Genomic DNA, 12,298 nt, shown 5'->3' with positions numbered 1-12,298 from the left:
ATAAGCGAAGAAGAGTTCCTTGGGCCTTTTGATGACGCTAGAAGAGGGGCCGAACGACGCGCCAGCAGGCCTCGCCCGCCCTCCACTGGATGGCAAACGGCACCGATGGCGGAGGGACGAGGAGGATGTCAGGAAGTGGGTGGAACTCTTCAAGAGCGGGGTGACCATCGTCCCCATCGCACGGCGGTTCGGCGTCGCACCAAGCACCGTGAGCAAAGAGATTCACAGGGAGGGCGTCGTCATCATACCCGGGCACCACATGGTGGAGCAGCGGCCGCTAAGATACTCGCACCAGTTCGTCCAACTCGTCGATAAGGGACCCGATGCTGTGCTCAAGTTCGTGAAGAGCCGGGTATGGGGCATCAAGGCTAGCCCCTTCGGCGTGAAGCAACTGAGAAGATTCTGCGAGTTCGTGGAGCTACATCAACAGGGTGTCGGCGTCAAAGAAACCGCGCAAAGGTTGTCCGTGCATCGTTCCACTGTCGCGGAATGGAGAGAAGGAACGGATCAGCCATACCTCACCAGAGCCGCCAACGACTCATTGCCGCTCGTGCCAAGAGCAGATTGGAAGCTGCTCCCGATGCATCTCATTTCAGGAGGAAACGAACCATCAGGTTGGATTCAGGTTCCACTGACGATACAGTCATACAATGACGTCTTAAATGTCATCCAACAAGTCCAGCCACGCAACGAGACATACGAACTTGCAAACAATTTTGCTATATTGCATCAACAAATTCAGGTTCTGCGGCCCGAGTTGTTTGCTTACCTTCTCGGGATGATGGTAGGAGACTCTGCGAAACTCGGCGGAGAGCAACAGCGGTACGCGTCGATGCACCTTGACCTCCAGCTCACCCTTGGGCAAGAAACCAATGCCCAGCTCGGGGAGTTCGTGACCCTGTGTGTCAACAGCATCGGTCTAGAAATGACAAGAATCAAGGACAAGTCGCCTTCCGGAAGGCAACTCTTGGGAAGGAATCCGATACCAGCTTACCGATGGTCAACGGAGCGTTCGCCTCTCTTGGCATGGATGTTCTCAGTCGGTCTCGGGCTGAACTGGGGAGAAACCACCACAACGAACATGTTGCGCATGGAGTGGATCTTCGATATGCCTGAATCCTTCAGGAAGCGATTCATTCAGGGTGTCGCTGACTCTGACGGCTGTGTAAAGAGATATGTGGTCGAAATCGCGAGCGTACCGAACTCCGAATTCATCACGCGAGTCCTCCGAAGCTTGGGGATGACGTCTGCCCACGTAGCCTTCGAAGGTGGAGAACCATTGAAGGCTAGACTCAATCGCAGAGAGGCTTCTACATTGCCAGTTTTCAGTGAATACGTCAAGAGCTATCGCTTCCAGAAAATGATGGAGCTAAACAAGCCTGGCCCCTTTCCTCGTTCTCGGCATCCGCTAACAGGAAAGGAAAACGGGCAGGACTGAGGAAGTCTATGCCTTCGCCGCGACTTTCTCGGCAGAGCCTTTCTGCGTGACTTCCTGGACTATGCCAGCTGCGACAGTGCTCCCGCTGTCCCTGAGCGCGAATCTCCCCAGCTCCGAGTACTCCTTGAACGTCTCGAGGACTATGGGCCTCAGCGGGGTGATCTTGACGATGGCGGAGTCCCCTGTCTTGAGGGTCTTCGGCTTCTCCTCTGTGGCTTGTCCCGTCCTCGGATCGATCTTAGCCACCAGCTCGGAGATGGTCGCTGCCACCTGTGCTGTGTGCGCGTGGAGCACCGGAGTGTACCCTGCGGCTATCGCCGTCGGGTGGAAGACCACGATTATCTGTGCCCTGAACTCCTTGGCGATGGTAGGCGGGCTGTTGGAGGGGCCGAGGACGGACCCGCGCCTGAAGTCGCCCTTCGCGACGCCCCTGAGGTTGAACCCTATGTTGTCTCCCGCCTGGGCGGACTGCATCTGAGTGTGATGGGTCTCGATGGACTTTACTTCAGCGGTGAGCCCCTCGGGCATGATGGACACGCTGTCACCTACCTTGATCTTGCCTGTCTCTACCCTTCCGACAGGGACCGTCCCGACCCCCGTGATGGTGTAGACGTCCTGAACCGGGAGCCTGAGCGGCTTGTCGATGGGCTTTGGCGGCTCGACGAACTCGTCGAGCGCTTGGAGGACCGTTGGCCCCTTGTACCAGGGCATGTTGGTGGAGGGCTTCACGAGGTTCTCGCCAGTCCAACCGGAGGCCGGGATGAAACGTATCTTTGAGACGTTGTACCCGACCGTCTTCAGCAGGTTCTCTATGTCCTGCTTCGCCTCGTTGTACCTCTGCTCGGAGTACTTCACCGTCTGGTCGTCCATCTTGTTTACGAGCACTACCAGCTGGCTGACGCCGAGGGTCCTGAGGAGGAAGGCATGCTCCCTGGCCTGGCCGCCTGCCGCTATGGCCGCGTCCCCCTCTCCCTTCTTCGCGGACACCACCAGTACGGCCGCGTCCGCCTCGGAGGCGCCGGTGATCATGTTCTTGATGAAGTCCTTGTGGCCGGGAGCGTCGATGAGCGTGTAGAAGTACTTCGGGGTCTCGAAGCGCTGGAAGGCGAGGTCGATGGTCACACCCCTCTCCCTCTCGTCCTTCAGCTGGTCCAGGACCCAGGCGAACTTGAAAGAGTCACCCGCGCCGGTCTTCTCGGACTCCTTCGCATACTCGTCGATCATCCTCTGATCGACGGCGCCGAGGTCGAAGAGGAAGTGCCCCATGGAGGTCGACTTCCCGTTGTCCACGTGGCCGGTCACTATCAGGTTCAGGTGGGGCTTATCTGCCAAGCTAGCTCAGTCCTTACAATGAAGCGACCGCTTCTCAGCGTATTTAAGCGTAGCGACCCATGAGACGTCCGACGGCGAGCCGAGGGCCGGCCCCTCCCTCACTCCCGCATTCCACTCTCCTTCTCCAGCCGACCCGGCTGGAAGCCATATCTAGTGTCGGCTCTCCGGAGGGACCGTCATGGGTGAGGTCTCAGAGTTACAGAAGGTCGCGTCTATGGTCGACCGAGACGCCCGGGCCATGCAAGACTTCTTTGTGAAGATGCTCAGGATAAGGGCGGTCAACCCGAGGATGGGCGGCGAGGGGGAGGCCGAAAGAGCCTCGTTCCTGGAGGGGTTCCTGAAGAAGGAAGGGTTCGACGTGACGAGGATCGACGTGAAGGACGGAGAGTCCCCCGGCGGGGTCAGGCCGAACATCTCGGCGAGGTTGAAGGGAAGGGGGAAGCGAACACTCTGGTTCATCTCCCATATGGACACGGTCCCCGAAGGGAGCCGGGACCTCTGGAAGACAGACCCCTTCGAACCTGCGGTCAAGGACGGGAAAGTATTCGCCCGGGGGGCCGAAGACAACGGCCAGTCCCTGGTGGCGTCCCTGTTCGCGCTGAAAGCGCTGAAGGAGCTGGGCAGGGCGCTCCCGTTCAACGTGGGGGTCTGGTTCGTAGCAGACGAGGAGTTCGCGAGCAACTACGGGGTAAAGGCGCTCCTCGAGAGGAGGCTGTTCAGCGGGTCGGATCTGGTGGTCGTCCCCGACGCCGGGACCCCCAGAGGGTCGGAGATCGAGATAGCGGAGAAGGGCCTCCTCTGGATGAAGGTCACCACGAAGGGGAAGCAGGTCCACGCCAGCCTCCCAAAGAAGGGGCTCAACGCCCACAGGGTCGGGATGGAGCTGGCCCTGGAGGTCGACCGCCTCCTCAACGGGGAGTACAAGAAGAGGAACCCGCTCTACGACTACCCCGTCTCCTCATTCGAGCCCACCAAGGTGGAGGCGAACGTGGGGAACGTGAACACCATCCCGGGGGTTGACGTGTTCTACTTCGACTGCCGGGTCCTCCCTGAGTATGATCTGGACAGGGTCGTCAGGGACGTGAAGGCGGTCGTCAAGCGCTTCGAGGGGAAGCGCGGCGCGAAGATAGAGCTCGAGGAAGTAGAGAAGGAACCCGCCGGACCCGCCACAGCCCCGGGGAGCGAGGTCGCCGTCCTCCTCGCCAGGGCGGTTTCGAAGGTCGCGGGAGTCCGCCCGAAGTTCACCGGCATAGGGGGGCAGACGGTCGGGAACCTGTTCAGGCGAGAAGGGATCCCCACGGCGGTCTGGAGCACCATCGACGACGTCCCCCACGAACCCAATGAGTACTCGCGGATAGCCAACCTGATCAACGACTCGAAGGTCTTCGCGTCAGTCCCCCTGTTAGCCTCGTAAGGGACACGACGGGTCGGGCAAGCCGCGTGAGGAGGCCCCGGCAACTAGAGCGTGCGACGAGGACGGTTGCTCGGTTTCAGCCACCCATGGTGCCAGCCAGCCAGCACCGGCTGACGAGAAGGGGCGGCGCCTAACCTCGGGACAGGAGCAGAAATACGGGAGCGCGAGTCGGGTCGAGCTCCGCTCTGCGCTCTAAACCTCGCGTCTAGCTCGACGAAAGGTAGCTCCACATGATCACGCCGACGAGCATCACCAGCGAACCGGCGAAGCCAGTGATCAGGGCCCCCGCGGTGTCAGCGCTGAACCCGAAGTTCTCGATGAACGAGATCACGGGCGCTCTGACGAGCCAGGCGAAGAACCCCAGGGCGTAACCCAGGAGCCAGAATCCGAACAGTACGAGTTTTCTTCCCATGCTGTTTCGATGTCCTGACCATGGCCAGAGTCGGTAAATTGGAAAGAGACAGTATCCCTTTACAGGATAGTTGAATTGTTTACAGCAGGAGTCCGGCCAGGCTCAGGAGATAGGTCGTCACGACGCTGCTCACCGCTCCGAGGGCCAGAAAGATGACTCCTTCCGCCAGGACCTTCCTTTCCTTTTGGAAGTCGTCCCGGACACAGACGGACAATAGGCCCCCGAAGATGGACCCGGGTTCCTGAGGCATCTTCGGTCCTGAAACGGCCCCCGGGTTAGTTAACGGTTGTGGAGCGACGGTCCATCATCCGTGCGGGGCCCACTCCCCGAGGCGCTTCAGGACCCTCAGCGTCCTCAGGGTGACCATCTTGCTGGGTTCCCCGGCTTCCTCCAGGGAGAACGGGACCGTAGCCTGTTTTGGATGCCCCCGGTCCCACGCCCCCTGAGGGCTTTCAGGGTCAGGGTTGACTGAGTCCAGGTTCCACCTTCCGTCGGACCTCCTCTTCTTTTTCAGCAGCGACACGGCGTACCCCAGCCTCTTGTCGGACACGTACCCGAGGGCCGTCATGAAGTCGAGTCCCACGAGGAGATCATAGTAGTAGTGCACCGGATAATGGAACCGGTACCAGGGATCGTATCTGCCTCCCTGGACGTGCAGTTGACGCTCAAGGAAGAACTCTGCCCCCTTCTCCACGGCGCCCTTCATCCCACGGGTCCACTTCTCCCGGGGGTAGACGGCGAACGCGCTCATGGGCTCCCACGAGTCGAGGTTCCTCCCTCTGGCGCGTTCACCGTAGTTGAAGCAGGACCAACCGCCGAGGCTGGCCTGGTTTTTTACGAACCACTCAAACGCGCTCCTCACCTTCGGGTGGTCGGCGTACCCGAACTTGACCAGCGCCCTCGCGGTGTTCCCGGTCGTGCAGAGGTGGCCCTGCTTCGCCCCTCCCTTGTTGGAGCCGACGAACCCACCGTCCTTAGTCGCGAAGAGGTCCATCCACCTGCGGCAGGCGGCGTCGACCCTCCGGTCAGCCTTCGTGAGCCCGAGGTCGGAGAGGACAAGCAGCATCCAGTTCGTCCCCGTGTACTTCGGCCGGTAGAGGCTACTGCCGCTCTCCCAGAACCCCGAGGGGTCCTGCCTGTCGAGTATCTCCTTCCCCCACCCCTTCTTGACGACCCCGGCCCGGGCTGCCCTGACGTCCGGGTCCCCCTCTGGCCTTCCGAGCAGCTCCGTGAGGGTCAGGTAGCGGATCGAAGGCTGTTCCTCTTCGAGCAGCCAGGACGTGGCCTGGTCATTCGGGTTCATGGCTGCGACCGCCGCTCCATCCTTGACCGGGGACTAGGAGAGGGCGACGAGGGCGTCTGCCGTCTCCTTCGGTTTGGTTATCATGGGCCAGTGGCCGGCCTCGATCAGCTTGTGGGGGCCCTCAAGCTTCCCCCATTTGCCCGCGACGATCTCGTCTACCGGGTCTCCAGAAAGGGTGCAGAACACGTAGGCCTCCTTGACGGAGTCGTACTCCTTCGACAGCGTGATCGGGTCCGTGGCCAGCTTTACTGGCCATGGTGTCGCCAGCGACATCATCCAGTTCCTCTTAGCCCCCACCACGTCCTTGCCTATGGTGTCTATGGTGAGCACCGTGAGCGGTACCCCCAGCTTGTCAGGGGTGAGCGCCGGGAACTCCCTGGTCGGATCGAAACCGGCCTGCGGGGTTCTCACCTTCTCTGGCCTGAACGCGTCGAGGTAGATCACTTTCTTCACCTGGTCGTGGGCCCTGTCCGCGACCACCGCGGCCACCTTCCCGGCGAAGCTGTGCCCCACAAGGACGTAATCGTCGAGCTCGTTGTACCGTATGACGTTGAGGACGTCGTTTACCGCGGTCTCCATCCCCACCTCCCTGGACATCAGGTGGACCCTCTCTCCCATCCCCGTCAGTGTGACAGGGTACGCCTCGTGCCCGTCCTTCGCGAGTTGGTCCGCCACCCCCTTCCAGGCCCAGGCCCCCAGCCAGGCGCCCGGCACGAGCACGAACTTTGTCACGGCGCGGTCCTGCGCTCCCGGTTAGATAAATCTCCGCAAGCATGGATGGCGCTCCACGAGAGGGGGCGATGAAACTGTCCCGGCCCGGGCTCCGTCGGGTCCGCCCAGACGGGGGTCAACAAAAAGAGACACAGGGGAGCATTGAAATACCCAACGCGAGTCCAGACTTCGGCAAGGCCTTCGCCTTGCAAACACCCTTCATCAGCAAGCTTGAAGGAGCCCAGCGGGTATTCACTTTCAGAGATTTCATACTCCTCCCTGGAAGGAGCGAGGTCGAGCCCGCGAACATCGAGCTGTCTACCAGGCTCTCCCGGAACTTCAGGCTCCGCGTCCCGCTCGTCTCCTCTCCCATGGACACGGTGACCGAGTGGAAGCTCGCCCTGGAGATGGCCAGGGTCGGGGGGGCGGGGACGATACACAGGAACATGCCTGTCGAGAGGCAGGTGGAGCAGGCGAAGAAGGTCAAGGCGTCGAGGACCGAGGCGCTCAGCGTCGACGCCAGCGGGAGACCGCTGGTCGGGGCGTCGGTTTCGCCGATGGACAGGGAACGATGCCTCGCGCTGGACAAGGTCGTGGACTTCCTCGTCGCCGACGTCGCGCACTTCCACACCTCCAAGGTCATGGAGGCGGCGAAGAAGATCATCCCTGACATCAGCGCGGACTTCATAGCCGGGAACGTCGGCACGAAGAAGGCGACCTTCGACATCGTAGACGAGCTCCCTAGGGTGGACGGCTTCCGGGCAGGGATAGGCTCGGGGTCCATCTGCATAACCGCCGAGGTGACCCGGGTCGGCGCCCCTACCCTCTTCGCAGTGGCAGAAGTGGCGAGCGCGCTCCAGGAGCGGAAGCTCGACATCCCTGTCATGGCTGACGGAGGGATAAGGGGGCCGGGGGACGCCGCATTGGCGTTCGGAGCGGGGGCGTCCGTGGCGATGCTCGGGTCGATGCTCGCCGGGACGGACGAAGCGCCGAGCAGCGTCGTGGTCCGTGAAGGAAGGAAGTTCAAGACACACAGGGGGATGGCGAGCGCAGCTGCGAGGAAGGTCCGCTTCGCCATGGACAGGTACTCGGTACCAGCCAAGGGCCTTGACGAAGGGGTGGAGGCGTTCGTCCCCTACGTAGGTCCTGCCGAGGGGGTCGTCGCCACGATGGAGAACGGGCTGAAGGCGGCCTTCGGATACGCCGGGGCCAGGACCGTCGGGGAGATGTGGACAAAGGCGTCGTTCGGCTCCGTGAGCGCCGCCGGCTCGGCCGAGCTCGGAGCGCATTCGCTCGAGGTGAAGAAATGACCGCACAGGGGCTGGAGGGCGGGATAGCGGTCCTGGACTTCGGAGGCCAGTACGCTCACCTGATCTGCAGGAGGGTCAGGGCGCTGGGGGTCTACGCCGCCCTCCTCCCGCACGACACCCCCTTGGAAGAGCTGTCGAAGGTAGGCGTGGCGGGTGTGGTCCTTTCTGGGGGGCCGGCCAGCGTCTATTCCGACGGGGCGCCGGAGGCGGCGCCGGGACTGTTCGATGGGAGGATCCCGATCCTTGGTATCTGCTACGGATACCAGCTCATGGTGAAGGCCCACGGAGGGGAGGTCAGGAAGGCCGGTCGGAGGGAGTACGGACGGTCGCGCGTGAAGGTCGTCGAAGGGGGAGGCCTCTTCGACGGGCTGGTCTCGAAAGACCTGGCCTGCTGGATGAGCCACTCCGACTCGGCCACGAAGATACCCCCGACCATGCGGGTGCTGGCTACCACAGACGGATCCCCTTACGCGGCGGTGAGGCTGTCCGGGGCCCCCCAGTACGGGGTTCAGTTCCACCCAGAGGTGTCTCATACCGAGAGGGGCCAGGACGTCCTCTCGAACTTCGTCCTCGGGATCTCCCGGGCCCGCAAGACGTGGAGCATGGAGGGGTTCCTGGAGAAGTCGGTGGAGGAGCACTCAAAGCTCGAGGGGAGGGTCCTTTGTGCGGTCTCGGGCGGGGTGGACTCTTCCGTGACGGCGGGGCTCCTAGCGAGGGCGATAGGGGACAGGCTCCAGTGCGTCTTCATAGACACGGGGCTCCTCAGGAAGGGGGAGGGGGACCGCGTCAGGAAGCACCTCGGAGAGAAGCTCGGGGTGCGCGTCGCGTTTGTGGACGCCTCGGAGAGGTTCCTCGGGGCGCTCGCCGGGGAGCCCGACCCCGAGCGGAAGAGGAAGATCGTCGGGAAGGCGTTTGCTGACGTTTTCGAGGAGTTTGCGCGAGACAGCGGCCCGTTCTCGTATCTTGCCCAGGGGACCCTCTACCCTGACGTGATCGAAAGCGGGAGGTCATCGGGCCCTGCCTCTGTGATCAAGACGCACCACAACGTCGGGGGGCTTCCGGCAGGCCTCTCGATGAAGCTGGTCGAGCCTCTGAAAGAGCTGTACAAGGACGAAGTGAGAGAGCTGGGAGCAATCCTTGGGCTCCCGAAGGCCATGGTCGAGGCTCACCCCTTCCCGGGGCCCGGCCTCGCCGTGAGGGTGATCGGGGAGATCACCCCCGAGAAGCTCAGGATATGCAGGGAAGCAGGTGCCATAGTGGAAGAGGTCCTCAAAGAGGAGGGGATCCAGGGCGAGGTCTGGCAGGCATTCGCCTATGTCGGCGACGACCTGGTGACTGGGGTCCTGGGGGACGAGAGGACGACGGGGCGTCAGGTGACCGTGAAGGTCGTCGAGTCGGTCGACGCCATGACCGCGGATTGGAGCAGGCTGAGCGCTCCGGTCCTGGAGCGGATTTCGAGCAGGATCACCAACGAAGTGGCGGGAGTGGTAGCCGTCGCCTACGCCATCTCTTCGAAGCCCCCGGCTACCATCGAGCCCCAGTGACCGCGACGGAGAGCGTCGGCCCTTCGACGGAGCTCGCGGAGCTGCACGTCCACCTGGGAGGGTCAATAGACCCCTCGGTCATGTGGGAGATCGCCACGCCCAGGGGACCAAGCTCCCGACGAAGGACTGCTGGAGGTTCATGGACCTGGCGACAATTCCCTCTGAGGAACGGCGTCCTCACCAGGGAACGGGTCCTGGAGGCGAACAGGGACGCGTTCAGGGCCTCGTTCGTAAAGTAGCGAAATAGGAAGGGTTGAAAAGAGACGCGGCCCGGGCGTGTCAAAGTTGGAAGCGGCTGAGAAGAAGGTCCCAGTCGGGGAATACACCGTAAACTACGCTTCAGCGGGGAGCGGAGACCCTGTCGTCCTCCTCCACGGGAGCGAGCCGAACGAAAGCTGGCGCGTGTGGGAGCCTCTCCTCGCGCTCGCTGACTCGCGGAAGGTGATAGCCCCCGACCTCCTGGGGTTCGGGAAGTCGACGGGGCCTGAGGAGACCCCAGACCACAGGGCGCAGGCGCAGATGCTGCGGGACCTGCTCGACAAGCTCGGGATAGCCAGGTCAGCCGTCATAGGCGGAGGGTGGGGGGGCCAGGTCGCGCTCGAGCTAGCCCTCGAGTGGCCCGAAAGCGTCGAGTCCCTCGTCCTGGTCGCCAGCTCCTACGACGAAGAGCAGATCCCCCGGCTCCAGAAGCTGAGGAAGCCGACCCTCGTGATATTCGCGGAAGACGACATGGTCACCCAGCTGAAGGCGGGGTACCTGCTGAGGGACGCCATCGGCACGTCGCGGCTCGAGGTCCTGTCACCCGTCGCCAAGGACCCACGATACGACTTTCGGATGTCCCACAGGCTTCAGAAGTTCAGGGCGCCACAGATTCTGCAGCTGACTAGGACGTTCCTGGCAAGACCAGAGGCCATGATCTCCGAGCCCCCGGAGATGGAGAACGCGCTGAGAGGGAAGGCGCTGAGGAAGGAAGACGAGAAGGACGGCCCTATCTGGAGGCCATAGCCACGCGTTCCTGCTCGTTCTTCTTTTTCACCGCGTAGCTGTTCGCGTCCCCGGACGCAGCCAGTATCACTTCTTCGGCTAGGACCTCCTCCACCGTCTTGGGGGAGTTGAAGGCAGCCTCCCTGACCCCTTCTGAGATGAAGCGGAGCGCGAGGTCCACCCTCCTCACCGGAGAGATGTCCACGGACTGGTGGTAGACCACACCACCGTAGCTCAGCCTCGTGGTGTCTTCGTTGGGGGAAGAGTTCTCGATGGCTTTCACCAGCTGCTGGACGGGATTCTGCCCGGTCCTCAGCTCGATTATCGCGAATGAGGTCTTGACTATGTTCATAGCCTTCTGCTTCTTCCCACCCATCCTCCCCGTGTTCTTGGCGTACTTCTTCCCTGAGTGCATCAGAGAGTTCACGAGCCTCTCTACTATGCTGATCTTGGTCTTCCCGAGCCTCTTGTGCTCGTGCCTCCCTCCCGAGTGCGGGATGAGAGTCGGCTTCACTGCTATGACCGTCTGTAGCCCCGGGTCTGTCACCTTCACCCCGGTAAGGTCCCACCTCTCCCAGAGGAGGAGGTTGGGGTACTCGAGAGATTGCCTGCTCAAACGCTATCTCCGCGGTTTCTCCTTGCGGCCGTAGACAAGCTCGTTCAGTGACACCCCGTTCACCTTGAAGACCGTCCAGCGGACGCCTGGGATGTCTCCCATGGCGCGCTTCATCGACCCACCGATTCCCTGCAGCAGCACTTCGTCGTGCTCATCCACGAAGTTCAGCGCTCCGTCGCCGGGGAGGAACGCGGTGATCTGCTTGCCGTTCTTGACCAGCTGAGCGCGGATGCATTTTCTGATGGCTGAGTTCGGCTGCTTCGACTCCACCCCCACCTTCTCGAGGACGATCCCTCGGGCCTGGGGCGCCCCCTCCAAGGGGTCGGCCTTGTAGTCTAGGCCGAGCTTCCGCCTCTTGTACCACTTGTTCGACCAGCGCAGCTTCTGCCTCTTCTGGAGCATCTGGCGGCCGGCGAACTCCCCCCGTGGTGAAGCCATTCTCAGACGCCGCCCTTTTCCACCGTATATAACCGCTTCAAAGCTCTGACGTTATCTGTAGGTTGCTCACGTCGAAGTACCGCTTCGCCAAGAGCCTCACCTTCTCGGCGTTCTTCCCTCCCAGCCCCAGGACAGCCCCCTTCTTCCTGGAATCCACCACCACGACCACCCCCTTAGTCCCGTCTAGTCTGTCGCTGACCCTGACCTCCTGGACGAACTTCGTCCCGAGGGTGTTCCTGACGAGCCCCTCGACGTCGTCGGCCCATTCAACCACCTCGACGGGCCTCCTGACCGCCCTCTCGATCTTCTTCACCGAGGCTCCCTCCTTGCCGATTGCGAGCCCCATCTGTCCCTGGGCGACGACGAAGATCACCCTGTCCCTCTTCTCGTCGACCAGGCAGTCCCTCGCCGTGGCCCCAGTCATCCCCTGGAACATGGACATCAGGGACAGTTCATCAGACGAAAGTTTGATCTCTGGCACCCGCACAGTCACCGCATAAGCAGTCTGACGTCTGAGTCGCTGACGTTCCTCAGTGCCATGGCCGAGACCTTGTACGGTTTCCCGACCAGGCGGGCGAGTTCTGCTGACGACTGCTGGAGCTCGACCACAGGGACGTTGTACTTGTTCGCTTCGTCCCTGAGCTTCGAGCCGAGGGCTGACGGGATGGACCTTGTGATCAGGACCCCCTTGCTCCCCTTGACTCCCGCGATGCTCTCCTTGGCCCCGACCGCTGACTTCCCCCCCTTCAGGGCGTCCTTCAGAACTTTCTGGAGCTGGGCTGTGTCTGCCAAGGAC

General features: G+C 62.2%; 15 protein-coding genes. 6 read left to right on the top strand and 9 right to left on the bottom strand.

Annotated elements, in window-relative coordinates:
* Nucleotides 1–31: 31 nt before the first annotated feature.
* Nucleotides 32–1,438 carry a hypothetical protein gene (locus tag JRN21_03155; GenBank protein MDG6988304.1) on the top strand — a complete coding sequence of 469 codons (1,407 nt, stop codon included), beginning with the start codon at nucleotides 32–34 and terminating at the stop codon, nucleotides 1,436–1,438.
* A gap of 6 nt (nucleotides 1,439–1,444) precedes the next feature.
* On the opposite strand, the gene tuf is transcribed toward JRN21_03155, so the two are convergent.
* Complete coding sequence (gene tuf / locus JRN21_03150) at nucleotides 1,445–2,770, bottom strand: translation elongation factor EF-1 subunit alpha (protein MDG6988303.1); 1,326 nt, start codon at nucleotides 2,768–2,770, stop codon at nucleotides 1,445–1,447.
* Between the two features lie 214 nt (nucleotides 2,771–2,984).
* Here tuf and JRN21_03145 point away from each other — a divergent pair, with 214 nt between their 5' ends.
* A complete protein-coding gene (locus JRN21_03145; protein MDG6988302.1) occupies nucleotides 2,985–4,184 on the top strand; it encodes a M20 family metallo-hydrolase in 1,200 nt (399 codons plus the stop codon).
* A 205-nt stretch (nucleotides 4,185–4,389) separates the two neighbouring features.
* On the opposite strand, the gene JRN21_03140 is transcribed toward JRN21_03145, so the two are convergent.
* The 4 genes from JRN21_03140 to JRN21_03125 form a co-directional block, all read right to left on the bottom strand.
* The gene (locus JRN21_03140; protein ID MDG6988301.1) at nucleotides 4,390–4,596 is read right to left on the bottom strand and encodes a hypothetical protein; all 207 of its coding nucleotides are present in this window, start codon (nucleotides 4,594–4,596) and stop codon (nucleotides 4,390–4,392) included.
* A gap of 79 nt (nucleotides 4,597–4,675) precedes the next feature.
* Nucleotides 4,676–4,846 (bottom strand): hypothetical protein, encoded by a 171-nt coding sequence (locus tag JRN21_03135; protein ID MDG6988300.1) that lies wholly within the window; start codon nucleotides 4,844–4,846, stop codon nucleotides 4,676–4,678.
* A gap of 54 nt (nucleotides 4,847–4,900) precedes the next feature.
* Nucleotides 4,901–5,899, bottom strand: coding sequence for a hypothetical protein (locus tag JRN21_03130; GenBank protein ID MDG6988299.1), 999 nt, complete (start codon nucleotides 5,897–5,899; stop codon nucleotides 4,901–4,903).
* A 33-nt stretch (nucleotides 5,900–5,932) separates the two neighbouring features.
* Nucleotides 5,933–6,631: an alpha/beta hydrolase gene (locus JRN21_03125; protein ID MDG6988298.1), complete on the bottom strand. Its 699-nt coding sequence runs from the start codon at nucleotides 6,629–6,631 to the stop codon at nucleotides 5,933–5,935.
* 185 nt (nucleotides 6,632–6,816) lie between these two features.
* On the opposite strand from JRN21_03125, the gene JRN21_03120 reads away from it, so the two are divergent.
* From JRN21_03120 to JRN21_03105, 4 genes are read left to right on the top strand one after another with little or no spacing between them, the layout of a single operon-like run.
* On the top strand, nucleotides 6,817–7,920 hold the full coding sequence (locus JRN21_03120) for an IMP dehydrogenase (protein ID MDG6988297.1): 1,104 nt from the start codon (nucleotides 6,817–6,819) through the stop codon (nucleotides 7,918–7,920).
* Nucleotides 7,917–9,464, top strand: a complete 1,548-nt coding sequence (gene guaA / locus JRN21_03115; GenBank protein MDG6988296.1) for a glutamine-hydrolyzing GMP synthase — start codon at nucleotides 7,917–7,919, stop codon at nucleotides 9,462–9,464. The genes JRN21_03120 and guaA overlap by 4 nt, the downstream gene beginning before the upstream one ends.
* Nucleotides 9,461–9,703 (top strand): hypothetical protein, encoded by a 243-nt coding sequence (locus JRN21_03110; protein ID MDG6988295.1) that lies wholly within the window; start codon nucleotides 9,461–9,463, stop codon nucleotides 9,701–9,703. The genes guaA and JRN21_03110 overlap by 4 nt, the downstream gene beginning before the upstream one ends.
* Before the next feature lie 46 nt (nucleotides 9,704–9,749).
* Nucleotides 9,750–10,469, top strand: coding sequence for an alpha/beta hydrolase (locus JRN21_03105; protein MDG6988294.1), 720 nt, complete (start codon nucleotides 9,750–9,752; stop codon nucleotides 10,467–10,469).
* On the opposite strand, the gene JRN21_03100 is transcribed toward JRN21_03105, so the two are convergent.
* Genes JRN21_03100 through JRN21_03085 form a run of 4 tightly spaced genes read right to left on the bottom strand, consistent with a single transcriptional unit; the run spans nucleotide 10,453 to nucleotide 12,294 of the window.
* A complete protein-coding gene (locus tag JRN21_03100; protein MDG6988293.1) occupies nucleotides 10,453–11,064 on the bottom strand; it encodes a 30S ribosomal protein S7 in 612 nt (203 codons plus the stop codon). The two genes, JRN21_03105 and JRN21_03100, sit on opposite strands and share 17 nt — an antisense overlap.
* Nucleotides 11,065–11,067: 3 nt before the next feature.
* Nucleotides 11,068–11,502, bottom strand: coding sequence for a 30S ribosomal protein S12 (locus tag JRN21_03095; protein MDG6988292.1), 435 nt, complete (start codon nucleotides 11,500–11,502; stop codon nucleotides 11,068–11,070).
* A gap of 37 nt (nucleotides 11,503–11,539) precedes the next feature.
* Nucleotides 11,540–11,983: a NusA-like transcription termination signal-binding factor gene (locus JRN21_03090; GenBank protein ID MDG6988291.1), complete on the bottom strand. Its 444-nt coding sequence runs from the start codon at nucleotides 11,981–11,983 to the stop codon at nucleotides 11,540–11,542.
* Between the two features lie 8 nt (nucleotides 11,984–11,991).
* Nucleotides 11,992–12,294: a ribosomal L7Ae/L30e/S12e/Gadd45 family protein gene (locus JRN21_03085; GenBank protein MDG6988290.1), complete on the bottom strand. Its 303-nt coding sequence runs from the start codon at nucleotides 12,292–12,294 to the stop codon at nucleotides 11,992–11,994.
* Nucleotides 12,295–12,298: the final 4 nt, after the last annotated feature.

The sequence above is a fragment of the Nitrososphaerota archaeon genome (assembly GCA_029785825.1).
Taxonomy (GTDB): domain Archaea; phylum Thermoproteota; class Nitrososphaeria; order Nitrososphaerales; family Gagatemarchaeaceae; genus UBA183.
This window is presented reverse-complemented; position numbering and strand designations above follow the sequence as displayed.